Origin of the sequence: Xanthomonas sp. XNM01, from assembly GCF_014851915.1 — a bacterium.
In the GTDB taxonomy this organism is placed as follows: Bacteria; Pseudomonadota; Gammaproteobacteria; order Xanthomonadales; family Xanthomonadaceae; genus Pseudoxanthomonas.
On record NZ_JACVAP010000005.1, the window covers coordinates 95329 to 121976 of the forward strand.

The following is a 26648-nucleotide window of genomic DNA, read 5'->3' on the forward strand; positions in this document are numbered from 1 at the left end:
ACTGCACCGGCACCTCAGGCACACGCATCAGCGGTGACTTCGACTGCGACGGCTGAAGAGTTCGCCTCGTTGCCACAGCCTCCTGCAACGTCGCCGCAGCCGTGGGTCCCCTACGTGGTGGAGAAGGCGATGGGCGCGCAGTGGTGCCCGGAAGATCCCAACGACAGCACGATGCCCAGCGAGCGCGCGCGCAGCACAGGCCTGATGCACAAACCTTGCCTTGGGCTATTGCCACGACACCTCGCCCAGGTGCTGCTTGCCATCCCCGACGAAGACATTTTCATTCCAGCCGCGGAGCGCGTAGCACTGGTTCTTGAGCCGCAAGGCTATTTGGCCATACCGGGAAGCGGTACCCGGCCCGACTTCCTGGGCACCGTGGATCTCCTCGAAGGCATTACCCTGCGCTCATTTGAAGGCAAGACCGCCGCGGATACGGTCTACCTTGTCCTGGGGCCTTTCCGCTGCATCGATGACACCCCTGATATCGCAGCCGAAGGCTCCTACCAGCTTGATGCAGCAGCTTGCAGGTCGGCCTTGGCTGATATCCGCCTTTACGCGTGGTCCGGCAGCGGCACGCTGACCGATGTCACTGCGCACTACCTGCCTGCTCCGCAGTTGACACTTTCCGAGCGTGCCGCAGCCGAACCTGGATCATTGCAGCTCGACCTCAGCCACATGAGCCAGGTACCGGCACTGCGCTGGACGGCGCTGCTCAGGAACCGCAATCCGGGCAGTGGCCATGACGACTACGACCCCATTGCCATGCCGACAGACGTCCCTGCCGACCGGCGCCTGGGCGACGCCCTGCATTTCGGCTTTGTCATCTGGGACGGCAAGGCCTTCCAGTATCACCAGCGGGTGCCGCGTGCGCAGTGGCCCACGCCGCATTGTGGTGCAGCACGGCCGGACCCTGGCTGCGATGCGGATGCGAAGGAAGCTGGCCGCTACGCGGACCCTTTTGTTGATGAGCAAGCCATGCCGGCGAGGAGCGGATCATGACCAGGTATCGGGGGTCAGTTTTAGTTTCCCTGCTTGCGTGACATATCGGCGGCACGGCACTCACACCGTGCGAGTGCGCGCACCCTCGGTCACGACGACCACAGTCGGTGCGCGTCCGACATGGGCAAGGCCACGGGCATCATGGATACTCGCCGCGCCGCGCCCGGTGCGGCCCATCACCTTCAGCGAACGGATACACATGAAGACAGCACTCCTGGCCATCGCGCTTGCCGCATCCATTCCCAGCGCATTCGCCGCCGAGCCCTTCTGCGACACGGGCAAGCCGCATCCGATCGATCTCCAGCTGCGGCGCGATCTCGATCAGTCCGGTGGCGTCACCGTCGACATCCGCGAGGCGCAGGGCACGGCCTATCAGGGCTGGGACAGGGAACTGAACCGCGAGTACCGCGAACTGATGGCGCTGCTGTCCGAGGCCGACAAGCCGCGCCTGCGCGACGCGCAGCGTGCCTGGCTGGCGTTCCAGGAACAGGAGAAGGCGCTGTGGTGGTCGGAGATTTCCGGCGATGGCGGCACGCTGCAGCCCATCGTCGTGTCCGATATCGGCCTGGGGTTCCTCCGCGAACGCGTCTGCCGCCTGGCGCGCTACAAGGCGGCGCTGCAGTGAGCTGATCGCGCCTTCGCGGATGCCTGGCGATCGGCAGGCGGGGCCGGAGGTTGCCGGCGGCGTGGGATCGCGCCGTCGTTCAGCCGAAGGTGGCCGGCTCGCGCCTGAACACGCGGCACGAACCGGCACGGCATTCCGGGATCGCATCCCGCATCACAGCGGTTCGGGCCGCGTCGCCAGCACGGCCCTCTCGGCGCGTTCGGCGATGGCCTTCGGATCGATTTCCCCGGCGCGGTTGACCAGCACCACCGTGGTCCGCTGCGCAGGTGCGTCGTGGCGCAGGTAGGCGGTGAAGCCGGCCGTGCCGCCGCCGTGGCCGACGATGCCGCGTGCCGCGTCGACGACTTCCCAGCCCGCGCTCCAGCCCGCGGTGCCGCCGCCGCGCAGAGGGGTGTCGGTCCACATGGCGCGCAGGCTGTCGGCACGCAGGATGCGTCCGCCCTGCAGGCCCACCGCCAGGCGTTCCATGTCGCGCAGGCTGGCCAGCAGGCTGCCGGCCGCCCAGCCGGACCCGGCGCCCATCGGCGGCGGCCGCAGCCAGTGTCCGTTCAACAGCAGGTGGCCGTCGGCGATGGGACGTGCATCGGATGCCGTGCGCGGTCCGGCGTCGTCCATGCCGAGTGGTGCCAGCAGCCGGCTGGCGAGGCACTGCCAGTACGGCATGCCGGCGGCGTTTTCGATCGCCAGTGCGGCCAGGATGTAGTTGGTGTTGGAGTAGGCGTGCCGGGTGCCGGGCGCGAAGTCGAGCGGCCGCTCCGACACCATCGCCAGCAGCGTGCGTGGCGTCGGGCTGGTGGGCATCAGGCCGATGAAGTTGCCGGCGTCCAGGTAGTTCGGGATACCGGAGGTGTGGCTGAGCAGCTGGCGCAGCGTCACCACGCGCCAGGCCGGCGGCAGATCCGCGACATGGCGCGCGAGCGGGTCATCCAGCGCCAGCCGGCCGGCGTCGCGCAGCTGGAAGACCAGCATCGCGGTCAGGACTTTGGTGACCGAGCCGAGTTCGAACACGGTCCGTTCGCCCACCGCCACCCGGCGTTCCGTATCGGCATGGCCGGCGACCGCACGGGCGATCACGGTCGCGTGTTCCACGACGACGGCGGCGATGCCTGGCTGCCGTTCCGCCTGCAGCGCCTCCCGCAGCTGCACGCTGGCGTCGACCACCTGCGCGGCCCGGGCAGGCCGGCAGACCAGCGGTGCCGCGCCCAGCACCAGCAGGCCGGTCAGGCACCGGCGACGGGAGAGACTGGGAGGAGCGCGGTTCGGCATCGGGGTGGGCGGCTTCGACGTGTCGGGCATCGTAGCGTGCGTGCCGCGCCCTGGAGGAAGCGTCGATGGTCATGGTGTCCATCGGAGAGCCCCAACGCGGCGTGGCATCGCACCTGCGGACCGCGCCTCTGAAGACCGGTGATGGCCCGCGGTGCTTGGCGACCGCACACACCCGCGCGCATCATGCGCGCAGTTCCACGGATGGCATCCCGGCCCGCATGTCCCGCACCGCATCGAAATGCTTCTCCGTCGTCGCATCCGTGGTCGCCTCGACGCTGCTCGCTGGCTGCGTGCCGTATCCGGTCTACAAGACGCTGCAGCCCGAGGCGCAGGTGACGGTGCTGGCGCCGTCCGGACAGCCGATCGCCGGTGCGGAGGTGCAGCTGATCGCCAGCGCTTACCCGTACGGGCGCGAGCGCAGCCGTGAGACGGCCACGACCGGCACGGACGGCCGCGCGTGGTTTCCGGCCAGGCGCGAATGGCGCACCGAGGCGCTGGCCCTGCACGGGGCCGAGGTCTATTTCTGGAACTGGTGCATCCGCGCGCCGGGATACCGCACGCGCGAGACCACGCACGGCAGCGCCGCGGAATTCGAGGGCACGCTGGTCGCGCGGATGGACACCGGCGAGAGCACGCCCTGCCAGGCTGCGGTGGAGCCGGGTCGGGCGCCGTGACACGGTAGGCAGCCCGCGGCCGATGGCCGATACTCGGCGCTGCGCCACCTCCGGCGCCAGAGCGGAATGTGCGACTCCATGATCACCCTCGAGATGCTGCAGACGTTCTTCGCCGACACGCGCGAGAAGAACACCACCGCCAACGGCACGCCCTGGAGCATCGACGACGTCTGCCGCTGGTCGTTCTTCTTCGTCGACGAGGATGGCGATGCGCTGCTGCCGGTGGCCCGGCACATGGAGTCGCTGGGCTACGAGTTCATCGGCATCGCCGAGCCGGACGATGACGACGAGGATCCGTTCTTCTACCTGCAGGTGGACAAGGTCGAGCAGCACACGCCGGAATCGCTGCAGGCGCGGGTGGAAGCGCTGTACGCCATCGCCGAACAGTTCGGGATCGCCGACTACGACGGCATGGACGTGACCGCGGCCTGAGGCAGTGCGGGCGGCATCGGGCGTGTTCCGATGCCGCCCCGCCCGCCGCTCAGGGCAGCAGGTCCGCCGGCAATGGCCCGTCGGCGGTTTCGATGATCCCGACGTTGGACACGATCCACCAACGTTCGCCGTCGTTGAGCAGCTGGAAGTGGTTGAGGCCGCGCATCAGCGGCTCGGGATCGGCCAGGCGCAGGCGCACTTCGAAGCTGCTCATCACCGAGGCCATCAGGCCGTGCTGCTCGACCCGGGTGGCCAGCGGGATCTCGTGGAAGCCGGTGGCGGCGTAGGCGGCATCGGTCTGGGCGATCAGCTCTTCGGTGTCCATGCCCATGATGCCGGCGCCGATGCGCGAATCCATCGCCACCGACATGCGCGCGCCGTCCAGGAACAGGGCGCGGAAGCGGTCCCAGTCGCGGGTGGCGCCGGCGTCGGCGGAAATCGTTTCGTACAGCGCGTCGACGATGGCCTTCGGCGATTCCCAGTCCTTCGGGCCAGCGTGGGCGGTGCCGGCCAGGCCGAAGGCGAGCGCGGCGGCGAGCAGGCGGGGAAAGCGGCGGGTGGTGCGGGTCATCTCGATTCTCCTTTCGGGGCGATGGGCATGCAGGACCGCGGGCGCTTGCGCCGGGCTGCGTGCGGGGAACGACGGCACGCTCACTGGGGTTCGCCCTTGAGGCGCGCGAGTGCGGCGTGGTCCAGGACGCGGCCGTCGAGGACGACCGCGTGGATGGCGCGGGTGTGGGCGATGTCGGTGAGCGGGTCGGCATCGAGCAGCAGCAGGTCGGCCTCATGGCCGGGCGCGATGCGGCCCAGGCGCTGGCCGGCACCGAGCGCGTCGGCGGCGTTGCGGGTGGCGGCCTGCAGCAGATGCGCGGCCGGCACGCCGGCATCGGCCAGCAGCTGCAGTTCGCGGTGCAGGCTGATGCCGGGCGCGACCCAGGGGTTGCTCATGTCGGTGCCGACGGTCATGCGCGCATCGGTGGCATGCAGGCGCACGGCCATGCGCTGCACCTTCGGCCACACCGCGCGGGCGCGTTCGAAATCCGCCGCCTCCCAACCGATGGCGAAGGTGAACCAGTCGTTCCAGTGGGCGAGCAGACGCGGGTGCGCGTAGCGGCGTGCATCGTCCTTGTAGGCGTTGTCCTGGTCCTGCACGAACGCGGCATGGAAGGCGACCAGGGTGGCGTCGAACACCGGGCGATGGCGCTGGTAGGCGGCGACCACGCGGTCGGCATGCGCGCCGTCCGGGTCGAAGTGCTCCCACCACTCGAAGAACGCATAGGTGCCGGCGCGCGCGCTGGACTGCCATGCGCCGCGCTGTTCGGGCGTCAGCAGGTCCGGGCTCAGCGGCATCAGGTGGACGAGGCCGTCCAGGCCCATCTCCAGCGCGTCGGTCCAGGCGATGCCGTCCAGGTGCGCGACCGCTGGCCGGCCGTTGCGATGCGCCGCGTCGATGCCGGCCTTCAGCAGGTCCGGCGACAGGCCGGTGTAGAGCTTGATCCAGTCCGCGCCGGCGGCCACCTGCGCATCGACCACGCGGGCGATGTCGGCCGGGCTGCGCGCCGCTTCGGCCAGGCCGGGCAGCTCGGCGGTGTTGATCACCGGGCCGGCGTCGAAGCTTTCCGGGCCGGTCAGTTCGCCGGCGGCGCGGCGTGCCTTGTAGCGGGCCGCGGCGGCGAGGTCGCCGCCGGGGTTGCGGATCGTGGTCACGCCGAACGCGACCAGGCGCGCGGCGTTGTGCACGGCGATGGCGTCGTCGGGCAGGGCCTGCATCACTGCGCGGCCGCGTTCGCGCTTGAGCTCCATCGGCCCCAGCGTCAGGTGCGCATGCATGTCGATCAGGCCGGGCATCAGGTAGCGGCCCGGCAGCTCCATCACCTTGGCACCGCGCAGGCAGGCGGCATCGCCGGGGTCGCTCACCCGGGCGATGCGGGCGCCTTCGATGCGCACGCAGCGCGGTGCGGTCGTGCGGTTGTGCTCGGCCTCGACCACGTGCACCTTGTCGAGTGCCAGCACCGTGTCGGTCGGGCTGGCCGCTGCCGGTGCGGACACCAGCAGGCAGGCGAGGGCGGAGGACAGCAGCGGGGGCGTGCGGCGGGCGAGTGGCATCGGGGTCTCGTTGCGAGGGAGATGCCAGACAAGTCACCGGCGGCAGCGGATTCCTTACGCAGCAAAAAATCTGTCCGACGCTGTAAGAAATCCGCATCGGCCCGCGACTTGGTAAAGAGATGACGGGCCGTTCCCGGCCGCCGGACACGGACACGCATGCATTCACTCTGGCCCCAGGTCCAGGCCTTCCACCCACAGCTGTGGCGCGCGGTGTGCGGCTATGAACTCAACCCCGCCGTGCGCGAGGAGCTGCTGCAGGAGGTGCTGCTCGCGATCTGGGAGAGCCTGCCGCGGCTGCGGGATCCGGCGACGCTGCTGGCCTTCGTGCTGCGCATCGCGCACAACCTGGGCGCCAGCCACGTGCGCTCGGAAACGCGCCGGCCGGCGCCGGTGCCGTTCGACCCGGCGCTGCATGACGTGGCCGACCCGGACGCCGGCGCAGGCTGCGCGCGTACCGAATGGCTGTTCGAGGCGCTGGCCACGCTGCCCACCCACCTGCGGCAGGTGCTGATGCTGCAGCTGGAAGGATTCGACTACCAGGACATCGGCGACATGCTCGGCATCAGCGCCGAGAACGTCGGCGTGCGCCTGCACCGCGCCCGCGCCCGCCTGAAGGCGCTGTCCAGAGAAGAGACCGACGCATGAACTTCGACGATCTGCTGAAGGATGCCTGGCAGGGCCAGGCCCGTTCCGCGCCACTGCCGGATCTGACCCGGCGCGTGCACCGCCGGCGCTGGCGCATGCGGCTGCTGCGCGGCGTCGAGATCGGCCTGACCGTGCTTGCGGTACTGATCTTCGGCCGGGCGCTCGCGGGTGGTGCGCCCGGTCCCGAGCACTGGCTGCTGCTGCCGTTCTACGCGGTGTTCCTGCCCGCCGTGTGGCTGATCACACTGCGTGCGCCGCGGTGCCGCGGCGGGGACGCCAGCGAGCGCATCGACATCTATGCGCGCCTGCGCCTGGCCCAGCTTCGTACCGGCCTGCGCGATCTGTGGCTGGCGCGCATCGTCGCCTGGTGCCTGCTGGGGTATGCAGCGCTGGTGGTGCTGGGTACCTGGTGGCTGACGGATGCGAGCTGGCGCAGCGTGGCGCTGCTGCTGGCGGGCTATGCGGTGGCGTGGCTGGGTGCCACGTTCTGGGTGAGCCACCGCCTGCGCCGTCGCTGGCTGCGCGAGTACCGCGTGGTGCGGCAGCTGGTCGCATGAGCGGACGGCCGGGCCTGGAACGCAGGAGGCACCTTGCGCCGCATCGGCACGGCTCCTACTGTCGACGTCCGTGCCGCTCCAGGAGTTGAAGTGAAACCCGCATTCGCGTGTCTCGTGTTCTCCATCGGCATCCTCGGTTGTGCGGGGGTGCCGCGCGCCACCGTTGCGTCGCAGGCAGGCGATGCCTTCGACGGGACGTGGTCGGTGGCCTGGTGCGACCGCAGCCGGCCCCAGCTGGACTGCGGCGGGTTCTCGGTCACGCTGGTGCAGGACGGCGACCGGATCTGCGGCGAGTTCGGTGGCGCGCTGGTGAACCTGCGGCAGTTGGACGACGGCACGGTCGTGGGCCATGTGGACGGCGACACGGCACGGCTGGATGTGACCAGCGGACGCAACGACGAAGTGGTCCGCGTGCATGCCCGACGGATCGACGGACAGCTGCACTGGCGCCAGGCGGAGGAACTGCGGCGCGGCAATGGCGACGTCAGCGTGATGGCGATCGACGAGGTGCTGGCGCCGGCGGCCGGCCCGTCGGTGCCGGTGGTGTGCGACATGCCGGTGGACTGAGCGGGCGCACGGCGCGGCACGCCGGTGGCGGCGATGCAGCCGTCAGTCGAGCCGCATCCGCGCCCGCGGCAGCAGCATCACCAGTTCGGCGTCCTCTTCCTCGTTCCTGTCCACCGGCTTGAAACCCAGCCGCTCGTACAGGTCGCGCGCCGGATTGCCCTTCAGCACGTTGAGGGTGACGTCCTCGCCGGCGGCGTGGGCGTCGCGGATGAAGTCCATCAGCAGCCTGCGGCCCAGGCCGCGGCCCTGCAGCGCCGGCGCCAGCTGGATCTGGATGACCTTCCATGGCGAACACGTGCGGTCGCTCTTGAACAGGCCGACGATGCGGCCGTCCTCGACCAGCACCTCGGCCTTGTCGAAGGCGCGGCGCACCTTGTCCATCTGGTGGGCGTCGGAGGTATCCACGCCCGCGGCACGCATGTGGTCTTCCATCGTCTGCCGGCGCAACGCGAGCAGCGCGGGAATGTCGGCCTCGGTGGCGGGGCGGCGCTGCAGGGTGTCGGGCAGAGGCATGGCGGTGGCATCGCGGATGTGGAGCGCGAGCATGTGCGCGGCGGCGTGGTGGCCGTGTCGTGAGTCGTACATCTCCAAGTGGAGTGATCCGCGCGGAGGAGGAGCTTCATCACGCCGCCTTTACTTTGCGATGCATGCGTTCATCTGCGAACCGCGTCCGCACTGCCGTGCAATCCATGGAGGCTGTGGCTAGGTTCGGTGGACTGTCGATCCAGGGACCCGGTCATGGTGCGTGCGCCCGCAGGACTTGCTTTCGCGACATCGATGGCCATCAGTGGCTGGACGGCATCGCCGCAGAGCATGGCGACACCCGCGACATCGGCAGCGTCCACCGGGAACCGGTCGGTGGAACGGTGCGACCACCGCCGGCCGGATCTTGAATGCAGTGGCTTCCCGGTCAGCCTGCTGCAGTCCGGTGATCGTGTCAGCGGCGGCAGCCCGGACTGGACCGGCGGAGCGCCCGCGCACAGATGGGCGGCGCGCAGGCGCACCAACGTTCCGAATTCCCGCGATGCCGGCGCCGGCAGGTGAGACTGCGCGGATTGCCCGTGTGCGGTGAATCGAAGTCCACTCCGCGGAGTGGCGCAAGTGCGGCGTACGCTGCCCTGCATGTGTCGTGGTGCTATCGTCGCGCCCATGGTCAAGGCCGGCACCAGCATCCGTTTCCGGAAAACACTGCGGCGTCCTGCAACACCAGAGGATGCCGACTGGTGTTTCGTGGTACTGCCGCAGGCGGCCAGCGACAGGCTGCCCACGCGGGCGATGGTCAGTGTCGACGGCACGCTGGCCGGCCATCCGTTCCAGGCAACGCTGGAGCCGGACGGAAAGGGGGGGCACTGGCTGAAAGTGACTGCCGAGCTGTGTGGGGCTGCCGGTGTCGCACCTGGCGACAGCGTGGCGTTCGCGATGATGCCGGTCGTCGAAGAACCCGAACCGGTCCTACCCGACGATCTACGCGATGCGCTGGCCGACGTGCCCGCCGCACGCGCCACCTGGGACGACATCACCGCGGTGGCACGCCGCGACTGGATCTTCTGGATTGGCTCGGGCCGGAAGGCGGAAACACGGATCAAACGCATCGCCACTGCCTGCGACATGCTGGCCAAGGGCAAGCGCCGTGCCTGCTGCTTCGATCGCTCCGGCCTCTACAGCAAGGCATTCTCGGCGCCGGTGGCGGCGGAATGAGCGTTGCTCATCCGGAAGGCGCCCGCACGCAGGCCGGATCTCTGGAGCACTGCATCACGCCGGCCCAACCGCATCGGCACCGCGATGACTGAGCATGGGCAGACGGCGGGCGACGCCGCTTCGCCGTCGATGGCCCGCAAGCCACCCGCCACCCGGCTGTACGCGCTGCTGGCACGCGATGCACGTATCGGCGTGGTGTTCCGGCGCGGGCCGAGCCGGCAGGTGCAGCTGATCCGCTGGGACCTGCGCGACGACAGGTTCGAGCACGGCCAGTGGTTCAAGGGCCGCATCTACGAGCGTCGCTGCGATCTGTCGCCCTCCGGCCGGCTGCTGGCGTATTTCGCGGCGACCAACCGTGCGCCGCATCTCAGCTGGACCGCGCTGTCGCGGCCGCCGTACTTCAGCGCGCTGGCGCTATGGCCCAAGGGCGATGCCTGGGGCGGCGGCGCCGTGTTCGAGGACGAGCGCACGCTGCTGCTCAACCACCGCTTCGGTGGCGAGCGCGCCGAGTCGGTGCTGGCCTCGCAGTTCCACCTGCCGCACGACATGCAGGTCAGGCCGTTCGGCCTTCACTCGGGCGGTGGCGAGGACGAGCCGATCAATGGCGTGCTGCGCCAGCGCGACGGTTGGCGCCTCGTCGATGAAGGCGAGGGTGAACGTGGTGGGTACCGCAGCGGCGTGCTGTACCGCTTCACGCGCCCGCAGCTGAGCGAAAAAGCGGGAAAGAACGGCCTGCGCCTGCAGGCGCTGCTGCACACCGTCGGTGCGCGCAACGCCGCGTGGTACGGCATCGACCATCGCGTGCTCGATCGCGATGGGCAGCTGCTGCTGGACCTGCCCGGCAGCGACTGGGCCGACTGGGACGGCGCCGACCTGGTGTTCGCACGTGATGGTGGCCTGCATCGCGTGCGCCGCAGTGCGCTGGTGGCCGGTGCTGTCGCCGCCGATGCGGTCCAGCTGCTGCACGACTTCCGCGATGCGCGCTTCAGCGTGCTCGCGCCGCCGGCAGAGGCGATGAAGTACTGAGATTCCGCCTTGTCTCCAGTGGCGGCTGCCAGCTGGCGTGGGACGAGAGCGACTTCGTGAGTGCCCAGGCCGCCGCGTGGCCGGCACTCCACCGCGATCATCCGCCGATGCCCGCGGCCGACGCTGCGCAGATGATCAAACGGCGCCAGCCGGGCTCAGCCGCCGAACCACCAGACCACCAGCGCGACCGCCAGCAGGACCAGCACCACCCACATCCAGGAGTCGCTCGCGGTATCGCGCTGCACGGTCGGGCCGTGGCGCGGACCGGCCGATGCGGACGCCGGCCGCACCGTCTGTGCCGCGGGAGCCGCGCCATCCGTCGTCTGCGCGCTCCCCTCCAGCCGCGCATCCACCCAGGCTTTGGCCTGGCGCAGATCCATGTCGGTGACCTTGTGCAGCAGCTGGATCACCTGCAGCTTCTCGCCTTCCTGCAGCAGGCGGTCGATCATTGCCAGCGATGCCTGGCTGTGATGCGGCTCTGCCGGCAGCGCCGGAGCCGCGGGATGCGGCAGCGTCTGGATGCCCACCGTGTAGGCTTCCACCGCATCCCTGGCTTCGCGTAGGCCGATCCCGTTGTCCTCGCGGACGTACTTGATCGCCTCGACCTTGCGGCCGCGCCGGATCGCGTCGATGGCCTTGGCCGAGAAGTGCAGGTCATCCGATGACAGGGTGCAGGTTCCAGTGGCGGGAGCGGCGTGGGGTACCGCATGCTAAACGTGGCTGCGCACAGGCGTCGAGGCATGCCTGCTGAAGCGGAAAAGGCGTTCGATGCGCGTGAAAAGGTGGTGACGGAATTGCATTCCATGACGTCGTTCACGGCTTCACGCACCTGCTGATTGAACGCGCCCGCCATCCGTTGGATGGTCGCCTGATGGACACGCCTACGCCGCCGCAGCGCCGGCCATCGCACTACACCCTCCGCGACACCGATACGCTGGCCACTGTCGCCGAACGCCATGACGTGACGCTGCAGATGCTCGACGCGGCCAACCCGGAGCAGCAGCTTTCGGTGCGGCGGATCGACGCCGGCCAGACCCTGGTGATTCCGCCCGCGCCGATGAGCGCCACCGAGGCGCTGCCCGGCCGGAACGCCACGGCCGGCAGCGTGGGATCCAATGCCGCCTTCATCACGCCGAGCACCGCTTTCAGCGTGCGCTCCGAGGTCGGTGGGCAGAGCCGGACCTGGGAATGGAATCCGGGCGCCGGCAGCGTCAAGGGCGCCGCCGAAAGCGGAGCACCGCTGCCCGGCCTGCGCGATCCCCGCGTGCAGGGCGTTGCCGGCGGCAGCCTGGAACACGCGGTGGCGCAGGGGCCGGATGGCCGCTTCACGGTGAAGCTGACCTCGCAGGCCGATGCCGGTGTCACCGCCGAAGACAGGCGCAATGGCCTCGAGGTGGAGGCCGGCGCGCGCGCGGGCACGCGCGTGCAGTACGCGGTCGCGCTGCCGGCAGACGGGCTGGACCGCGCGACCGCAGCACAGGCGGCGGCACGTGTGGACCCGTTCAATCCCTCGACGCTGCCGGTCGGCGGCACCGTGACGATGAACGGGCAGGATTTCAGCGAGACCTCGCTGCAGGCCTCGTTCAAGCGCGCCGGCACCGGTCTCGGGCCGATGACGCGCAGCACGGTGCTCGATGCGCAGGGCACCGGTTATGCGATCACCCGCACCGACGGGAATTCGGTGCAGGTGGTGGTCGGGCCGAACCGGGCGATCGAGGCCTACAACGGCATCGGCATCACCTCCAGCGTCGCCACCGCAATGGCGGGACGGCAGGACACGCTGGGCAGCGCGGAGCTGCAGACCGCGCGCTTCGATGTGTCCACGCCGGATGGTCAGGCGGCCTTCACCCGGTTCCTCCGCGACGGCGAGATCCAGCCGGACGCACCGGGCGTGTCCGGCATGAGCCGGATCGAGCGGGTCGACTTCTCGTCGTCCTCGCGCCTGGATCTGGGTCTGGGACCCGAGCAGCTGCGCCTGCAGGCGCAGCTGGCGGGGCCGGAGAACAGCGGCAGCAGCATCCGCACGACCTACCCCGACGGTTCGTCCAGCCTGCTCTCGAACCTGCAGTACGGCGGCGGCGTGCCGCTGCGCGTGGAACAGCGCTTCGACGCCGGCGGCAACGAACTTGGCCACCTGCGCAGCTACCAGTTCGAGGTCGATACCCGTCGCCCCGAGTACGGGTTCGTGGAACGCTGGCTCGGGCGCGACGGCGAGGCCGAATCGCGCAACATGGCCGGCAACCTCAATGCGGCGCTGCGTGGCGACGCCGGCGCGCAGAACGGTCCTGTGGCGGCGGGCGACAAGGTGACGCTGGCCTTCGACGAACGCCAGATGCGCACGCTGATGGCCCAGACCCGCGCCGGCGACGACGCGCGCCAGGGCGCTGGCGGCTGGGACTGGCTGCAGACCCGCGAGGCCAATGGCCAGCCGGTGGACACCATGGAGTTCGCGGTCGCGATGGCGCGGCGGATGGACGGTGATCCTTACCGGTTCGCGCAAAGCCTGTACGAAACCGCCGACCGTGCGGATGGCCGTCAAGCGGACGGCAACGTGGTGCCGCTGGATGCCCGCGTGCTCGGCGCGGATGGCCGTGTGCTGCACGCACCGGCCCGCGCGGCGATGCCGGAGGACGCAGGGGCCGCCGGGCCGGCACCGCTCCGCGACGGCGGCGATGCGTCGGCCATCGTCGAGCGGCTGCGGGTCGGGGCGCAGGACGGGCCGGACGCGTTCCGGCAGGCGCTGGAGGACATCCGCGCGACCGGGCTGGGGCGCCAGTTCGAGGAGCGCGCGCAGGCGCGTGCGCAGGAGGAACGACGCGCCGAGGACGCGCGTTCGCAGGACCAGGAGCAGGCACGCGAAGAACGGTCCGCCCGGCAGCCACAGGAGCCTGTCCGCGCGCCTGTCCAGGACGCGATGGCGCGCGGCTGAGCGGGACGTCGCGCCGGTCCGGCGTCGCCCGGCGCGGTGCCTGGAACCATCGATACGCAGCGGGGCGCGGCATGTTGCTGCATGCGCAGCGCGGCGTGGGAAAGGAAGCATAGGTGACGAGACGATTGCTGGAGGACATGTCGGTCGTGGCGGCGTCGGTCCGCTATCGCGACCTGGCGTATCTGGTGTTGAGCGACGACGGCATCGACCCCGGCATCGGGCATTCGCACATCTTCTCGTGGGATCTGCAGGACGACCCGGACGATCCGTGGGGATATGCCGGAGCGACCTACTGGACGACGGTGGACATGGCGATCAGCCGCCATCCGTTGCAGCAGATGATCGCGATATCCCCGCACGGCGAGGCCAGGCTGTTCGGCAGCCACGACGAGCGCGACGAGCGGATCGTGGCGGCGGACGGCGACCCGCGCGCGCGCGGCCACCTGCGTGCCGTCCGCACCATCGGCGAACACACCTTCGTGGCCGGCATGGGCCGCCAGGTCTACCGGCGTGACGCCGTCGACCGGTGGGTCTGCCTGGACCGGACGATCCGCCCCGCGGTCGGCGAGACCAAGGGCTTCGAAGGCATCGACGGCGTCCACGAGGAGGACGTGTACGCGGTGGGCTGGGACGGCGAGATCTGGCATTGGGACGGGGCGGCCTGGCGGCAGCAGCCGGGCCCGACCACGCACGTGCTGACGGGGGTGCGCTGCGGCAGCGACGGGCAGGTCCATGCGTGGGGGCGGCGAGGCCTGATCGTCACCGGCCGCGGCGCCGACTGGCGCCTGCTCCCGCAGGATCCGCTGGTCGGCGACATCCGGGACATGGCCTGGCACGACGGCGACCTGTACGTGGCCACCGGCAGCGCCCTGTACACGCTGGTGGACGGGATGCTGCAGCCGGTCGGCTTCGGCGACGACGTACCGACCGGCTTCGGACGGCTCAGCGTCTCCGACGGCATGCTGTGGTCGATCGGCCCGAAGGACATCATGGCGCACGAAGACGGCCGCTGGCGCCGGATCGCGTAGTCCTGGCCCGCCCGCCGGGAGACGCATGCGGCGGCCGCCGACAGGCCTGAGGCCGCGCTCGGATCCGCGCGCGGCGACGCGCAGCCGCTATGCTTGCGCGCTGCCCCGATCCGCGCGGTCCGCCCCGGCCGTTCCTGTTCCATCGCTGTTCCGGACACGGCCATGTCCCTGAAGACCTTCCTGCAGTCACGCGACATCGAGTTCTCGCTGCGCCGCTACGGCATCGACGCGCTCAACTACATGACCCTGGGCCTGTTCGGCTCGCTGGTGATCGGCCTGATCCTGAAGACCGTCGGCGGCTGGACCGGGCAGGACTGGCTGGTCGAGACCGGCACGATGGCGCAGCAGACGATGGGCGCGGCGATCGGCGTCGGCGTCGCCTACGGGCTGAAGGGCCCGCCGATCGTGATATTCGCCAGCGCGGCGATCGGCATGCTCGGCGCGAAGCTGGGCGGGCCGGTCGGCTGCTTCGTCGCCGTCGCGGTGGCGACCGAGGCCGGCAAGCTGGTCCACCGGACCACGCCGATCGACATCATCGTGACCCCGGCCACCGCGCTGGTCGCCGGCTTCCTCACCGCGCACGCACTGGCGCCGCTGATCGGCAACGTGCTGGCGGTGACCGGGCAGACCATCGAGTGGGCGATGACGCTGCAGCCGCTGCTGATGAGCGTGCTGCTGGCGGTGGCGATGGGCATGATCCTGACCGGCCCGACCTCGAGCGCGGCGCTGGCGATCTCGTTGAACCTCGGCGGCCTGGCCGGCGGTGCGGCCACGGTCGGCTGCGCGGCGCAGATGGTCGGCTTCGCGGTGATGGGCTGGCGCGAGAACCGCTGGTCCGGCCTGCTCGGCCAGGGCCTGGGCACCAGCATGCTGCAGCTGCCCAACATCGTGCGCAATCCGCGCATCTGGATTCCGCCGACGCTGGCCGGCGCGGTGCTTGGACCCATCGCCACGCTGGGCTTCGGCATGCAGAACGTGCCGACCGGCTCGGGCATGGGCACCAGCGGCCTGGTCGGCCAGGTCGGCACGCTGGCGGCGATGGGCGACGGCGCCAGCGTGTGGTGGTCGATCGGCCTGCTGCACTTCCTGCTGCCGGCGCTGCTGACCCTGCTGTTCGCCTGGCCGCTGCGGCGGCTCGGCTGGATCAGGGCCGGCGACCTGAAGGTCGACAAGGGCTGACACGGGATCGCCGGTCCCCGTCCGGAGACCTGCACCCGCAGCCCGGGTCCCGGCCCACCGTGCTCCACCGATGCACCCAGGACGGCGATGACGCTGGCGCCGGGAAACGCATGGGCGCGGACCGGACGGGCGCAATGGAATGCGTGCGCCTTCCGCCGGTGCGCCGTGTCAGGGCCGGCATCGCCCGATGCGCCGGCGGAAGCGGTGCGGATCGGCAACGGTGCGGACCATCGACGCACGCCGGCGCACTGTCCGCCGTGCGTGCCATCGCCCTGCAACATCGATTTCTTAACGTGCGTGCGCCGCGGAGCAGACCGCGACCGCACCGCCGGCCACGGGCTGCCGCACGGAACCGCATCCCTGTGCCCGGAAAGGATTTCCCATGCCGTACCCCGAGTTTCCGCGTTCCCGTCCCGCGACCGCCCTGCCGCGCCGTCATGCGCTGGCGGTGGCCTGTTCCGGCCTGCTGCTGGCGTCGCTGGCCGGCGCCGCCTCCGCGCAGGATGCCGCCGCGCGCGCCGACACCGTCGCCTCGCTCGACACCATCACCGTGACCGCCGAGCGCCGCGAGCAGAACCTGCAGGACGTGCCGGTGTCGGTCGGCGTGGTCCAGGGCGAGGCGATGCGCGACTACACCGCCGGCGGCGACGACACCCTGCTGGCGCTGTCCGGCCGCGTGCCGGGCTTCTACGCCGAGACCACCACCGGCCGCATCTTCCCGCGCTTCTACATCCGCGGTCTGGGCAACATCGACTTCTACCTCGGCGCGTCGCAGCCGGTGTCGATCATCCAGGACGACGTCGTGCTCGAGCACGTGGTGCTGAAGTCCAACCCGGTCTACGACGTCGACCAGGTGGAAGTGCTGCGCGGCCCGCAGGGCACGCTGTTCGGCCGCAACACCACCGCCGGCATCGTCAAGTTCGACAGCATCAAGCCCAGCCAGGACAGCAGCGGCCGGGTCAGCGCCAGCTACGGCAGCCACGGCACCGTGGCGATCGACGGCGGCTTCGGCGCGGCGATCAACGATGTGGCCGCGTTCCGCGTCTCGGCCCTGTACCAGCACCGCGACGACTGGGTGGACAACACCTACGACGGTCCCAGCGCCGATGGCACCCGCACCCCGCGCAAGGACGCGATGGGCGGCTACGACGACCGCAACCTGCGCGTGCAGCTGCTGCTCGAGCCCAGCGACCGCTTCTCGCTGCTGGCCTCGGCGCATGCGCGCGACTACGACGGCACCTCGACCCTGTTCCTGCGCGAGGCGGTGACCAGGGGGAGCAACCGCGTCGACGTGCCGCGCGACCAGGTCGCCTACGACGAGGCCGGCGACAACCCGCAGGCCTACAAGACCCAGGGCGGCTCGCTGAAGGCGGTGTACGACTTCGGCAACGTCTCGCTGACCTCGATCACCGCGTTCGAGAGCACCAGGGGCTACAGCCGCGGCGACACCGACGGCGGTGCCGCGGCCGACTACCCGGTCAACGGCGTGCCCAATGGCTACGGCCAGTCGATGGGCCAGGTGCGCGACCTCGACCAGTTCACCCAGGAGCTGCGCCTGGCCTCGGAAACCGATGCCGCACTGCAGTGGCAGGTCGGCGCGTACTGGTTCGATGGCCGCGACACCACCGACTTCTACCAGCGGGCGTGGTTCCTGCAGGGCCCGGCGCGCAACCCGAACAACTGGGTGCGGCTGCGCAACACCAACACCTCGTGGGCGGTGTTCGGCCAGGCCAGCTGGCAGGTGAGCGACGCGCTGACCCTGACCGCCGGCCTGCGCCAGACCGACGACAGCAAGCGCACCCGCCTGCTGAAGACCGCCGACACCGCCGCCGGCGCGGTCACCTACCGCGGCCGTACCGATGTGTCGATGTCCGACAGCACGCCGAGCTGGGACCTGAGCGCGATGTACGCGCTCAGCGACGACGTCAGCCTGTACGCGCGCGTCGCCCGCGGCTTCCGCGGCCCGACCATCCAGGGCCGCTCGGCGGTGTTCAACTCGGACTTCACCACCGCCGACTCCGAGACCATCCTGTCGTGGGAGGCCGGCATCAAGAGCAGCCTGCTCGACAACCGCCTGCGCCTGAACGTCGCCGGCTTCACCTACACGGTCAACGACATCCAGCTCAACGGCAACGACTCCAACGGCAACGGCGTGCTGTTCAACGCCGACAAGGCCAGCGCCTACGGCATCGAGGCCGACCTGGACTGGCGCCCGATCCCGAACCTGTCGCTGAGCGCCGGCGCCAGCTGGCTGCGCAGCGAGATCAAGGACGAGCGTGTCTATGCGCAGGTCTGCGCGCTCAACGGCGTGGTCGTGTGCACGGTCAAGGACCCGACCATCCGCGTCGCCGGCCCGTTCGGCACCAACACCTTCGCGCAGATCGATGGCAACCCGCTGCCGAACGCGCCGGAGTACACCCTCAACCTGGCCGCCCGCTACGACATCCCGTTCGGCGACGATGGCGCGTTCTTCATCGCCACCGACTGGAACAGGCAGGGTTACACCAGCTTCGTGCTGTACGACTCGGTCGAGTTCAACGCCAACGGCAACGTCGAGGGTGGCCTGAAGATCGGCTACACCGGCGGCTACGGCGCCTGGGAAGTGGCGGCGTTCGCCCGCAACATCACCAACGAGAAGAACCTCAAGGGCGCGATCGAGAACTACATGGCCGCGGTGTACAACGAGCCGCGCATCGTCGGCGTCTCGGTCAACGTGAACTGGTGAGCCGATGACGGTGCGGCCGGGCTGCGATGACGGCCCGGCCCCTCGCCACGCATCGCCGGCAGCCGCCTGCGATGCGTGGCGGCCCGCTCAGATCTGGTCGACGGTCATCCAGCCGACCAGCAGCACCGGTGCCTGCAGCAGGGCAGCGACGGTCCTCAGTGGATGGCGTCGCGCACGCCGGTCGCTGTAGACCGACAGCGCCAGCGCGAGCGGGCGTTCGCTGCGGGCCGTGGCCAGCAGCGTGTCGCGGTCGTCCAGGCGCAGCGCCTGCCCGCGCGAGGAGAAGCTCACCGCGTAGTAGCGTGCCTTGCCCTCGTCCAGGCCGCAGGCACGGCGGTCGAAGCGGTACCACAGCGCCGGTGCGGGCCTCGGATCGGCCGGGTCGATGTCGATGGCCTGCAGCCGGTACTGCGTGGCCAGTGCCGGACTGACGGCATCGGCACGCAGCAGCAGGCTGTAGCTGCCGTCGAAGCGGCTGCCCGGCTGGCCTGCGGCATCGCGTTCAAGGAACAGGTCGCCGCGCATCTCGGTGCAGACGACCTGCTGCCGCAACGGGCCGTCCATCAGCGCGCGGTAGGCGGCGAACGCGGCCGGCTCCAGTGCGTAGTCGCGGTCGCGGCCGAGCAGGTACAGCGTGTCGTGCGAGACGAAGGCGCCGTCGATCCGGTCCCATCCGCGGGTCAGCGTCGATTGCGGCGCGGTGCCGGCGCAGCCGGCGAGCAGCGAGGCCAGCACCAGGCCGGCGATCGTCGTCGATGGGGAAACACCTCGGCGCATGCGCGGCCGCACCCGATGGAAGAGGACGCGACACTGTACCGCCGCGGCGATGGCCCGTTGTACAGTCGCCGGCCCGACGTGAGGAGCCGACACCATGCCGCCGCTCGACCGTGTGGTGCCGGTCCGCCTGGCCACCGTGGCCGACATCCCCCGGATCTTCGCGGTGCGCACCGGCGTGCGCGAGAACCATCTGTCGCTCGCGCAGCTTGCGGCGCTGGGCATCACGCCGGACACGATCGCGTCGATGCTGCAGACCGCGGACTGCGCCTGGGTCTGCGCCTGCGATGGCGACGTGGTCGGGTTCTCGATGGTCGATCTCGACGATGGCGTGCTGTTCGCCGCCTTCGTGCTGCCGGAGCACGAAGGCCGCGGCATCGGGCGCGCGCTGGTGGAGGTCGCTGAAGCGGCACTGTTCGCCCGGCATGCCACGATCGGCCTGGAGACCGCTGCCAGCAGTCGCGCTGCAGGCTTCTACCGGCATCTTGGCTGGCAGGTGGTCGCGTCGCTCGATGGCGGCGATGTACGCATGCAGCGGCACCGCGCACCGCGCTGATCCGGGCAGGCGTCGACCTGCCGGCGAGGTCGCATTCGCGGTGGACGAGCGATTACCCTGAGCGGCCTCCCTGCACACAGCGGCCATGCCCACTCCACTCGCCTTCCTGTTCGGCTCGGTCCCGGTCAGCTTCCGCAGCGCGCATCCGCTGCAGGATGCGGTCGAGCGCCTGCGCGCAGCGACCACGCCGCGCACGCTGATCGGGCCCAGGCAGCCGGCGATGCTCGGCCGTGTCGAGCCCGATGACGTCGCGCTGTCGTACAAGATCCCGATGGTGCACAACGCGTTCAAACCGGTGTTCCGCGGCCGCTTCGAGCAGGATGCGGACGGTGTGGCGCTGGTCGGCCGCTTCACGATGCAGGGCGTGGTGCGTGCGCTGCTGGCGCTGTGGTTGGGCTTCGGGCTGCTGTGGACGGGGGGTGCGCTTGCCCTGATCCTCAGTGGTGCGGCGGTGGTGGCGATGGCCTGGCTGTTTCCGCTTGCCGGCGTCGGCCTGCTGCTGGTGGGGCTGGGTCTGGTCCGCCTTGGCCAGCACCTGGGCCGGCACGATGCGGATGCGATGTCGCAGCGGATCCGGGCGGCGCTGGGCAGCTAGACGCGTGCCCATGGCCCGGTCGCCGATGCCGTGCGCTGCGATCCGGGTGAAGGCCGTCTCCACCGTCGACATGGATGGCCTGGATCAGGCCGGCTCCAGGCTGCGCAGATGCCCGGCCAGCAGTGCATGCAGCACCGGCGGCATCGGCATGTCGCGTTGGCCGTCATCCCAGCGCTGCAGGAACGGCGCCAGGAAATCGCGCGCCCATGGGGTTGCCTGCCTGCGCTGCTGCTGGCGGCTCCGCAGGCGGTCGACCAGCGCCGACGCCGCGCCCTCCTCACCGTGCTCCAGATGATGGAACACGAAGGCCAGCAGCAGGCTGTCCGGGCTGTCGAACAGCACATGCTCGGGCACGATGCCGTTCTCGTCGCCTTCTTCGAGCAGGTGCAGCAGGGTGTCGACGTCGTGCCCGAACAGCCCGAACAGCGCCGGGACGCTGCGGTCGATGAAGCCGAAGTAGCGTTCATCGAGCCCGGGCAGCACCTCGACCAGGCGATCGATCGCGGCCGTGAGCTGCGCTTCGTTCTTCGTCGGATCCAGTGTCCAGCCGCCGAAGGCGCCGACGTCCTTGCCGTCGCGGACGCCATCGGGCATGAAGCCGGCGGCGATGTGCTGGAAGTGCAGCGCATGCAGGTCCTCGGAGGGCGCGCGCCGCTCCCAGCCGAGCAGCCGTGGATGCTGCAGCCCGAGCTGGACCATCAGCACGCCGAGCGCGGCCTCCTGGGTGAACCAGATGCACTGGCGGCCACCTGCGACGTCGCGCATCCAGCGCCATTCGCCGGGCGTGTCATGCACGACCGGGCGCCAGCCGGCGCTCTGCAGCAGGCTGCCGATGCGCTGCTCGACCAGCGACGGAATCAGCTGGCTGATGCGGGCATGCCGTTCGCGCGCCTTGTCGCGTGCCTTCAGCAGCGCGCTGGTGGAGCGTTTGAGCTCCAGGAAGAAGCGCAGTGCGAATTCCCGCTCGACCTCGCCGGGCTCGAGCTCATCGGCCAGGCGCGGCAGTGCGAGATCCTCGCGTGCGTCGCGCCGGCGCTTGAACGCGTTGCGCGCGGCGAGGGCGCGGATCGCCGACAGCGTCGGCGAGGCGAGCAGGCCGTCGAGCGTGCCGGGCAGGCCGTCGGCCGCATCCAGGCTGCCGTCCAGCCAGCCATTGACCAGCAGGCCGTACCAGTCGTTGCCCAGGGCGGCATCGCCCTCGGCCTCGGCCAGCTCTAGCACCGCCAGGAACAGTTCGGCCAGCGGCAGCGGCTGCTCGAGGGGCGCCTGCCGGTAGAGCAGCGATGCGCCGTCTTCGACCTGCAGATACCAGGCGGCATCCCCGTGTTCGATCCAGACCGGTGCGTCGGCGGCCAGCGCCCGGGCACGCAATCCGGCGTCCTCCAGCGTCGCCACCGGCAGGCGCTGCAGCACGCCATGCCGCAGCAGGATGTCGGGCAGGCGGAACCAGGTCAGGCTGGTGTCGTAGCGCTCCTGCAGGCGCAGCAGCGCGTGCATCAGCGTGGTCCTGCGTGCGGCATCCAGCGTGCTGCGGTCGACCAGATGGATCGTGTCCTCGACCAGGTCTTCGATCGCGTGCTGCGACATCGCCGGGGTCCATCCTCATGTGTGCGGGATCGGACCGATTATCCGCAGCCTCCGTGAACGCATGTGACACGGTCGATGCACGCGGTCATTGCACTGGCGGCGTGCCCTTCAGCGAGCGGGCGTAGCTGCGCAGGTCGCCGAGCAGGTCCACGAACGGTTTCATCCCGTCGCTGCACACCGAGGTGTTGGTGAACAGGACGATGCCGACCCCTTCCGCCGGGTCGAACAGCATCTCGGTCTTCAGGCCCGGATCGGAGCCGCCGTGGCCGACCAGGGTCGCACCGAGTTTGGTCGACCAGAACAGGCCGCTGTTCCTGCTGGCCGGGTCGAGGTTGGCCGGATGGTGCGCGGCATCGAACTGCAGGCGCAGCATCTCCCGCGCCGAGGCTTCGCCCAGGATGCGCCGGCCATCGTGCGCGCCGCCGCCGAGCAGGGCCAGGAAGAAGCGGCCGAGATCGTTGACCGAGCTGCGCACGCCGCCGTCCGGGTAGGTCGCCAGCCCGTACCAGGGCAGCGGGATCGCCAGCCCCATCTGGCGCACGTACAGGCGCGCCTGCCGCTCCGGCGGCACGTCGGCCAGGCGCCAGACGGTGCTGTCCATGCCGAGCGGGGCGAAGAGCACCCGGCGCGTGTAGTCCGGCAGCGGCTCGCCGGTGGCGCGTTCGACGATGTAACCGGCCAGCGCCGCGCCGATGTTGGAGTAGGCGTGATGGGTGCCGGGTGCGTGCGGGGCGAAGTTGCGCGCCGGATCGGCACCGGTGGTGGCGTCGAAGTAGTCGGCCAGGAACGCGGCGAGCGTGACCGGGCTGTCGCCACCGTAGTGGTAGCCGGTGGCGTAGGCGTCGCCGCGGTCCTCCAGGCTGGAGGTGTGGGTGGCCAGCTGGCGCAGCGTGATCGGCACGTCCGGAAACGCAGGGTTGGTCACCGCGAACGGCAGGTAGGCGTTGATGTCGCGATCCAGTTCGAGCAGCCCGTCCTCCACCGCACGCATCATCGCCGCGCCGGTGACGGTCTTGCTGATCGAGGCGATGTTCATCACCGTGTCCGGCGTGAAGGCGATCCCGCGCTCGCGGTCGGCCCAGCCGTGGCTGCCGGTCCAGCGCACCTGACCGTCGATGACGATCATCGCCGCCATGCCGACCATGCCGCCTTCCTGCATCCGCGTGGCGATCTGCTGGTCCAGCGCATCCACCGCCGCCGGTGCATCGCGCGGCTGCGACGCGATGGTCAGCGCCGGCAGCAGGGCGAGCAGCAGCGCGAACGCGGAGGCACGGCGCGCGTGCGGGTGGGGGCGGGTGGCAGGTCTGGGCATCGGTGCGGGCGTCCCTGGGGATGTCGCAGCAGGCTGCGCGCGCGCCGGCGGGAGGACAAGCCCGATGCGACGGAGCGCCGGTTCCGCCGACCGAAGCATCGGTGCGGCTGCCCGGACGCCTGCCGCGCAGCGCGCATGCGTGGGGCCGATGCGCGGGTCGCGCACCGGTTCCGGTCGCCGCCACCCGCGTTTCGTCGGCGCCCGCGGGCTCTGGTCGCAGCGCGCTTGTCCGCGCGCGGTACGCCTCGCATGCTGGGCACCGATGGCCTGCGGGCCGATGACGGAGCACCTCGCATGAAGACGCTGATCGCCCTGCTGGGGTTCTGCCTGCTGTTGGTCCTGTGCTGGCCGCTGGCGGTACTGGCGCTGCTGCTGTGGCCGCTGGTCTGGCTGCTGTCGCTGCCGTTCCGCCTGGTCGGGATCACCTTCTCGGCGGCATTCGCGCTGCTGGCGGCGGTACTGACCCTGCCGGCGCGCCTGCTGGGCTGGCGTCCGCGCACGGTCGCCGCCGGCTGAGGCAGGGCCGCCGGTCGCCGCGGTGCGATGCCGGCCACCCGGCATCGGCAGCGCTCAGCGCTGGCGGGCCTGGTGGTCCTCGGAGGGCTGCGCGATCGAGGGGATGAACCAGAACGGGATCAGGTACTCGCGCCTGCGCTGGATGCCGCTGTCCTCGCTGGCGGCATTCCAGACCAGCGCCAGGTCATGGCGGCCGGGCGCCTTGCCCTCCAGGTCGATGTAGCCGACCAGGCCGCGCATGCCCAGGTCGCGCCGTTCCAGCGGCACGAAGTGATCGATCGGCACCGGCGTGCCATCCAGGCTGACGCTCCACATCGCCGCCAGGCAGGCGCTCGCCCGTGCGGCCGCCTCGGCGCCCTCGGCGGTGTTGCGGCCGTGGTCCAGGCCCGGGCAGCGCTCGCGCGCCAGGTCGTTGTCGAGGCGCGGGCGGTGCGGAATGAACAGGCGCAGATGGGTCTCGGCGATGCGGTCGGCGGTGATCATCGGATAGCGCAGCATCACGTCGTCCGGCGACCGCATCGACTCGTAGTGCGCGCTGAGCATGCCGTGTTCGACCGCCTCGGTGGTCAGCACCTCGTAACGGCTGAGCATGGAGAAGCGGAGCGAGTTGACGATGTGCACGGCGCCGATCAGCAGCGCGGCCATCAGCACGATCAGGTAGACCGCGGTGAAGCCGCGGTTGCCCAGGTTGCTCTGCAGGGTGAACTGCACCGGCACGATTAGCCGCTGCGGCACCACGAGGGTCAGCACGCGCAGCAGGACGCGCACGCTGCGGGCCAGCAGCGGCGAGGGCCTGCGCGCGCGTTCGCGGCGCGTCACCAGCTTGTCCAGCGCGATCATGGTGACGCTGCTCACCATGAACAGCACGTACAGCACGCCGAAGGCGATGAACGCGATCCGGTCGCCATCGTCGAACAGCAGCGACAGCGCCGTGCTCGGAATCATCAGCAGCAGGCCGAGCAGACCCGACCAGGCGATGGTCAGCGCGATCAGGATGGTCATCGCGAACAGGATCGACGCGGTGCGGTCGACCCGGTCGATCACCTCGCCGAGGTCGCCGACCATCTCGCGGTAGAACCCGCGCGCGACCGAGCCCATCAACGGCAGGCGTTCCCACTGGATGCCGGCGGGGAAGGTCGACTTCAGGCCGACCAGGCCGACCCAGTAGCCGCGGATCGCCAGATGCACGACGAAGGCCAGGCCCAGCGAATAGCTGAAACCGACGCCGATGGTGAAGGCGAACTGCAGGCCCTGCGCCAGCGCGCCCTCGACGTGGACGTCGTTGCGCGCCCACGCGTCGAACAGGCGGCTGGGCACGGTCAGCAGGGCGAAGGCCAGCAGGCCGGAGATCAGCAGCTCGAGCTCGTCGGTGCGCTCGCGCAGGCGCTCGAAGGCGATGCGCCGGCCGGGAACGGGCGTGGCACCTTCCGGCCGCGGCTCGGCCGGGATCTGATCGCTCATCGTGAAAGGCTTCCCCCGAGGCAGGCATGGAGTCTACGGCCGGCGGGGCCGTCGTGCAGCGTGGGCATCGGCGGTGGTGACGCACCGGCTGCGGCCACGGGAGTGGAGGGCGCGGCGACGCGCGTGCCGGCCGCTCAGCCGCCCGCGTAGCGCTCGACCAGCGCCACCGCGGTGGCCAGCCCGTCTTCCCGGCGCATGCGGGTCCCGATGTCCGCAGCGGCCGCCCGTGCCGCCGGGCTCTCCGCGTGGGCGATGGCGCGCGCCAGCGGCGCTGCGCGCAGCGTCGCGCCCTTGAGCACGGCGGTGGCGATGCCCGCTCCGCGCAGGCGCGCGGCCCAGAAGAACTGGTCGCCGGCGAACGGCACGATCACCGAGGGAATGCCGGCGCGGCAGGCCGAGTGGGTGGTGCCCGAGCCGCCGTGGTGGATCGCCAGCGCGGTGCGTGGCAGCAGCCAGTCGTGCGGGGCGGGGCCGGTCACGTGGATGTTGTCGGGCAGCCCGTGCGGATCGATGCCGCTCCAGCCGGGCTGGAACACGGCCCTGCGCCCGTCCACCGCCGCGACGATCGCCTCGCGCATGCGCACCGTGTCGAAGCCGCCCATGCTGCCGAAGCCGACGTAGAGCGGCGGCGCACCGGCGGCGAGGAAGGCCAGCAGGTCCTCCGGCGGCGACCACGCCGGCGCCGGCGGGATCCACTGCCCGCACAGGTGCGCGTTGTCCGGCCAGTCGGCCGGGTGCGGCAGCAGCGTCGGCGATACGCCGTAGAGCATCGGGTGGGTGGTCGACAGTCCACGTTGCGGCGCGAGCCCGGCGCTGGCGCGTGCGCGATTGGTCGCCTGCTGGAACAGCCGCCAGCTGGCCTGGCCGAACAGCACGTGGCTGCCGCGGTTGAACAGCCGGGGCGGGGTGAACGGCAGGAACGGCGAGGCGAACGCGGACGTCGGCGAGAGCGGGATCAGCATTGCGCCGATCGCCGGCACGCCGAGCGCCTCGGCCACCGAGAGCCCGACGAAGGCGGTCAGGCCGGACACGATCACCGCATCGCAGCCACGGCCGGCCTCCAGCGCCTGTTCCATCCACGCGCCGGTGTGGGCGATGGTCAGCCTGGCCAGGGCGCGGGTGATGTCGCGCATGCCGTCGTCGCGGGCGATGGTGGCGCGGATGTCGCCGGCCAGTGCGGTGCAGGGCAGGCCGAGCGCGCGCGCCACGTCCAGGGTCGAGCGGTCGGCGAGCAGATGCACCGCATGTCCGGCCTGCAGCAATGCGTGGCCGAGCGCGGCCAGCGGGCGGGTGTCGCCCTCGGTGCCGTAGGTGAGCATCAGCAGGCGCATGCGAGGGGTCCGAAACGCCGGCGGAATCGGCAGGCCACACGATGCCGGCGAATCCGCCCG

At 70.7% G+C, this 26648-nt stretch carries 26 protein-coding genes; 16 read left to right on the top strand and 10 right to left on the bottom strand.

Going from position 1 to position 26648, the window contains the following annotated elements; all coding sequences use genetic code 11:
- Positions 1–33: 33 nt before the first annotated feature.
- A complete protein-coding gene (locus IB242_RS17100; protein ID WP_192282409.1) occupies positions 34–999 on the top strand; it encodes a hypothetical protein in 966 nt (321 codons plus the stop codon).
- Positions 1000–1198: 199 nt separating this feature from the next.
- Positions 1199–1624 (top strand): lysozyme inhibitor LprI family protein, encoded by a 426-nt coding sequence (locus IB242_RS17105; RefSeq protein ID WP_192282411.1) that lies wholly within the window; start codon positions 1199–1201, stop codon positions 1622–1624.
- Positions 1625–1777: 153 nt separating this feature from the next.
- Here the strand turns inward: IB242_RS17105 and IB242_RS17110 are convergent, their stop codons facing one another.
- A complete protein-coding gene (locus IB242_RS17110) occupies positions 1778–2920 on the bottom strand; it encodes a serine hydrolase domain-containing protein (RefSeq protein ID WP_225540806.1) in 1143 nt (380 codons plus the stop codon).
- Positions 2921–2955: 35 nt separating this feature from the next.
- Here IB242_RS17110 and IB242_RS17115 point away from each other — a divergent pair, with 35 nt between their 5' ends.
- Together IB242_RS17115 and IB242_RS17120 are read left to right on the top strand one after the other, a co-directional pair.
- A complete protein-coding gene (locus IB242_RS17115) occupies positions 2956–3564 on the top strand; it encodes a carboxypeptidase-like regulatory domain-containing protein (protein WP_225540807.1) in 609 nt (202 codons plus the stop codon).
- 78 nt (positions 3565–3642) lie between these two features.
- Positions 3643–3996, top strand: coding sequence for a ribonuclease E inhibitor RraB (locus IB242_RS17120; RefSeq protein ID WP_192282421.1), 354 nt, complete (start codon positions 3643–3645; stop codon positions 3994–3996).
- 49 nt (positions 3997–4045) lie between these two features.
- Here the strand turns inward: IB242_RS17120 and IB242_RS17125 are convergent, their stop codons facing one another.
- Together IB242_RS17125 and IB242_RS17130 are read right to left on the bottom strand one after the other, a co-directional pair.
- Positions 4046–4567, bottom strand: coding sequence for a hypothetical protein (locus IB242_RS17125; protein WP_192282423.1), 522 nt, complete (start codon positions 4565–4567; stop codon positions 4046–4048).
- An 80-nt stretch (positions 4568–4647) separates the two neighbouring features.
- On the bottom strand, positions 4648–6102 hold the full coding sequence (locus tag IB242_RS17130; RefSeq protein WP_192282431.1) for an amidohydrolase family protein: 1455 nt from the start codon (positions 6100–6102) through the stop codon (positions 4648–4650).
- 156 nt (positions 6103–6258) lie between these two features.
- On the opposite strand from IB242_RS17130, the gene IB242_RS17135 reads away from it, so the two are divergent.
- From IB242_RS17135 to IB242_RS17145, 3 genes are all read left to right on the top strand, one after another.
- Positions 6259–6747 (top strand): RNA polymerase sigma factor, encoded by a 489-nt coding sequence (locus IB242_RS17135; protein WP_192282433.1) that lies wholly within the window; start codon positions 6259–6261, stop codon positions 6745–6747.
- The gene (locus tag IB242_RS17140; RefSeq protein ID WP_192282435.1) at positions 6744–7304 is read left to right on the top strand and encodes a hypothetical protein; all 561 of its coding nucleotides are present in this window, start codon (positions 6744–6746) and stop codon (positions 7302–7304) included. Before IB242_RS17135 ends, IB242_RS17140 begins: the two co-directional genes overlap by 4 nt.
- A gap of 90 nt (positions 7305–7394) precedes the next feature.
- Positions 7395–7871, top strand: a complete 477-nt coding sequence (locus IB242_RS17145; RefSeq protein ID WP_192282438.1) for a hypothetical protein — start codon at positions 7395–7397, stop codon at positions 7869–7871.
- Between the two features lie 42 nt (positions 7872–7913).
- Here IB242_RS17145 and IB242_RS17150 read toward each other — a convergent pair whose 3' ends face one another.
- Positions 7914–8384 carry a GNAT family N-acetyltransferase gene (locus IB242_RS17150; protein ID WP_192282440.1) on the bottom strand — a complete coding sequence of 157 codons (471 nt, stop codon included), beginning with the start codon at positions 8382–8384 and terminating at the stop codon, positions 7914–7916.
- Positions 8385–9020: 636 nt separating this feature from the next.
- Between IB242_RS17150 and IB242_RS17155 the strand changes: the two genes are divergently transcribed.
- Positions 9021–9569, top strand: a complete 549-nt coding sequence (locus IB242_RS17155; RefSeq protein ID WP_192282442.1) for a YdeI/OmpD-associated family protein — start codon at positions 9021–9023, stop codon at positions 9567–9569.
- Positions 9570–9698: 129 nt separating this feature from the next.
- The gene (locus IB242_RS17160) at positions 9699–10595 is read left to right on the top strand and encodes a hypothetical protein (RefSeq protein ID WP_192282443.1); all 897 of its coding nucleotides are present in this window, start codon (positions 9699–9701) and stop codon (positions 10593–10595) included.
- 155 nt (positions 10596–10750) lie between these two features.
- Here the strand turns inward: IB242_RS17160 and IB242_RS17165 are convergent, their stop codons facing one another.
- Positions 10751–11137 carry a hypothetical protein gene (locus IB242_RS17165; protein WP_192282445.1) on the bottom strand — a complete coding sequence of 129 codons (387 nt, stop codon included), beginning with the start codon at positions 11135–11137 and terminating at the stop codon, positions 10751–10753.
- A 329-nt stretch (positions 11138–11466) separates the two neighbouring features.
- Here IB242_RS17165 and IB242_RS17170 point away from each other — a divergent pair, with 329 nt between their 5' ends.
- The 4 genes from IB242_RS17170 to IB242_RS17185 all read left to right on the top strand — a co-directional run bounded on the left by IB242_RS17170 (position 11467) and on the right by IB242_RS17185 (position 18456).
- The gene (locus IB242_RS17170; protein ID WP_192282447.1) at positions 11467–13524 is read left to right on the top strand and encodes a LysM domain-containing protein; all 2058 of its coding nucleotides are present in this window, start codon (positions 11467–11469) and stop codon (positions 13522–13524) included.
- A gap of 113 nt (positions 13525–13637) precedes the next feature.
- On the top strand, positions 13638–14552 hold the full coding sequence (locus IB242_RS17175; protein ID WP_192282449.1) for a hypothetical protein: 915 nt from the start codon (positions 13638–13640) through the stop codon (positions 14550–14552).
- A gap of 162 nt (positions 14553–14714) precedes the next feature.
- Positions 14715–15731 carry a PTS sugar transporter subunit IIC gene (locus IB242_RS17180; RefSeq protein WP_192282451.1) on the top strand — a complete coding sequence of 339 codons (1017 nt, stop codon included), beginning with the start codon at positions 14715–14717 and terminating at the stop codon, positions 15729–15731.
- A 382-nt stretch (positions 15732–16113) separates the two neighbouring features.
- Positions 16114–18456: a TonB-dependent receptor gene (locus tag IB242_RS17185; protein WP_192282453.1), complete on the top strand. Its 2343-nt coding sequence runs from the start codon at positions 16114–16116 to the stop codon at positions 18454–18456.
- Positions 18457–18543: 87 nt separating this feature from the next.
- Here the strand turns inward: IB242_RS17185 and IB242_RS17190 are convergent, their stop codons facing one another.
- The gene (locus IB242_RS17190) at positions 18544–19233 is read right to left on the bottom strand and encodes a hypothetical protein (protein WP_192282455.1); all 690 of its coding nucleotides are present in this window, start codon (positions 19231–19233) and stop codon (positions 18544–18546) included.
- A gap of 94 nt (positions 19234–19327) precedes the next feature.
- Here IB242_RS17190 and IB242_RS17195 point away from each other — a divergent pair, with 94 nt between their 5' ends.
- Positions 19328–19786 (top strand): GNAT family N-acetyltransferase, encoded by a 459-nt coding sequence (locus IB242_RS17195; RefSeq protein ID WP_192282457.1) that lies wholly within the window; start codon positions 19328–19330, stop codon positions 19784–19786.
- A gap of 85 nt (positions 19787–19871) precedes the next feature.
- A complete protein-coding gene (locus IB242_RS17200; protein ID WP_192282459.1) occupies positions 19872–20381 on the top strand; it encodes a hypothetical protein in 510 nt (169 codons plus the stop codon).
- A gap of 84 nt (positions 20382–20465) precedes the next feature.
- On the opposite strand, the gene IB242_RS17205 is transcribed toward IB242_RS17200, so the two are convergent.
- Both IB242_RS17205 and IB242_RS17210 read right to left on the bottom strand, forming a co-directional pair.
- On the bottom strand, positions 20466–21968 hold the full coding sequence (locus IB242_RS17205; protein ID WP_192282461.1) for a hypothetical protein: 1503 nt from the start codon (positions 21966–21968) through the stop codon (positions 20466–20468).
- 85 nt (positions 21969–22053) lie between these two features.
- A complete protein-coding gene (locus IB242_RS17210; protein ID WP_192282462.1) occupies positions 22054–23280 on the bottom strand; it encodes a serine hydrolase domain-containing protein in 1227 nt (408 codons plus the stop codon).
- A gap of 294 nt (positions 23281–23574) precedes the next feature.
- On the opposite strand from IB242_RS17210, the gene IB242_RS17215 reads away from it, so the two are divergent.
- Positions 23575–23796 (top strand): hypothetical protein, encoded by a 222-nt coding sequence (locus tag IB242_RS17215; RefSeq protein WP_192282464.1) that lies wholly within the window; start codon positions 23575–23577, stop codon positions 23794–23796.
- Between the two features lie 54 nt (positions 23797–23850).
- On the opposite strand, the gene IB242_RS17220 is transcribed toward IB242_RS17215, so the two are convergent.
- Together IB242_RS17220 and IB242_RS17225 are read right to left on the bottom strand one after the other, a co-directional pair.
- Positions 23851–25257: a hypothetical protein gene (locus tag IB242_RS17220; protein WP_192282466.1), complete on the bottom strand. Its 1407-nt coding sequence runs from the start codon at positions 25255–25257 to the stop codon at positions 23851–23853.
- Between the two features lie 134 nt (positions 25258–25391).
- Positions 25392–26588, bottom strand: coding sequence for a glycosyltransferase (locus tag IB242_RS17225; RefSeq protein WP_192282468.1), 1197 nt, complete (start codon positions 26586–26588; stop codon positions 25392–25394).
- Between the last annotated feature and the right edge of the window lie 60 nt (positions 26589–26648).

Excerpts from the sequence above, each read along its gene's own strand:
- IB242_RS17150 (WP_192282440.1), bottom strand. The coding sequence starts at position 8,384 with ATGCCTCTGCCCGACACCCTGCAGCGCCGCCCCGCCACCGAGGCCGAC.
- IB242_RS17185 (WP_192282453.1), top strand. The coding sequence starts at position 16,114 with ATGCCGTACCCCGAGTTTCCGCGTTCCCGTCCCGCGACCGCCCTGCCG.
- IB242_RS17215 (WP_192282464.1), top strand. The coding sequence starts at position 23,575 with ATGAAGACGCTGATCGCCCTGCTGGGGTTCTGCCTGCTGTTGGTCCTG.
- IB242_RS17180 (WP_192282451.1), top strand. The coding sequence starts at position 14,715 with ATGTCCCTGAAGACCTTCCTGCAGTCACGCGACATCGAGTTCTCGCTG.
- IB242_RS17110 (WP_225540806.1), bottom strand. The coding sequence starts at position 2,920 with ATGCCCGACACGTCGAAGCCGCCCACCCCGATGCCGAACCGCGCTCCT.
- IB242_RS17200 (WP_192282459.1), top strand. The coding sequence starts at position 19,872 with ATGCCCACTCCACTCGCCTTCCTGTTCGGCTCGGTCCCGGTCAGCTTC.
- IB242_RS17140 (WP_192282435.1), top strand. The coding sequence starts at position 6,744 with ATGAACTTCGACGATCTGCTGAAGGATGCCTGGCAGGGCCAGGCCCGT.
- IB242_RS17170 (WP_192282447.1), top strand. The coding sequence starts at position 11,467 with ATGGACACGCCTACGCCGCCGCAGCGCCGGCCATCGCACTACACCCTC.
- IB242_RS17160 (WP_192282443.1), top strand. The coding sequence starts at position 9,699 with ATGGCCCGCAAGCCACCCGCCACCCGGCTGTACGCGCTGCTGGCACGC.
- IB242_RS17115 (WP_225540807.1), top strand. The coding sequence starts at position 2,956 with ATGGTCATGGTGTCCATCGGAGAGCCCCAACGCGGCGTGGCATCGCAC.
- IB242_RS17135 (WP_192282433.1), top strand. The coding sequence starts at position 6,259 with ATGCATTCACTCTGGCCCCAGGTCCAGGCCTTCCACCCACAGCTGTGG.
- IB242_RS17120 (WP_192282421.1), top strand. The coding sequence starts at position 3,643 with ATGATCACCCTCGAGATGCTGCAGACGTTCTTCGCCGACACGCGCGAG.
- IB242_RS17125 (WP_192282423.1), bottom strand. The coding sequence starts at position 4,567 with ATGACCCGCACCACCCGCCGCTTTCCCCGCCTGCTCGCCGCCGCGCTC.
- IB242_RS17195 (WP_192282457.1), top strand. The coding sequence starts at position 19,328 with ATGCCGCCGCTCGACCGTGTGGTGCCGGTCCGCCTGGCCACCGTGGCC.
- IB242_RS17155 (WP_192282442.1), top strand. The coding sequence starts at position 9,021 with ATGGTCAAGGCCGGCACCAGCATCCGTTTCCGGAAAACACTGCGGCGT.
- IB242_RS17210 (WP_192282462.1), bottom strand. The coding sequence starts at position 23,280 with ATGCCCAGACCTGCCACCCGCCCCCACCCGCACGCGCGCCGTGCCTCC.
- IB242_RS17105 (WP_192282411.1), top strand. The coding sequence starts at position 1,199 with ATGAAGACAGCACTCCTGGCCATCGCGCTTGCCGCATCCATTCCCAGC.
- IB242_RS17225 (WP_192282468.1), bottom strand. The coding sequence starts at position 26,588 with ATGCGCCTGCTGATGCTCACCTACGGCACCGAGGGCGACACCCGCCCG.
- IB242_RS17130 (WP_192282431.1), bottom strand. The coding sequence starts at position 6,102 with ATGCCACTCGCCCGCCGCACGCCCCCGCTGCTGTCCTCCGCCCTCGCC.
- IB242_RS17190 (WP_192282455.1), bottom strand. The coding sequence starts at position 19,233 with ATGCGCCGAGGTGTTTCCCCATCGACGACGATCGCCGGCCTGGTGCTG.
- IB242_RS17205 (WP_192282461.1), bottom strand. The coding sequence starts at position 21,968 with ATGTCGCAGCACGCGATCGAAGACCTGGTCGAGGACACGATCCATCTG.
- IB242_RS17220 (WP_192282466.1), bottom strand. The coding sequence starts at position 25,257 with ATGAGCGATCAGATCCCGGCCGAGCCGCGGCCGGAAGGTGCCACGCCC.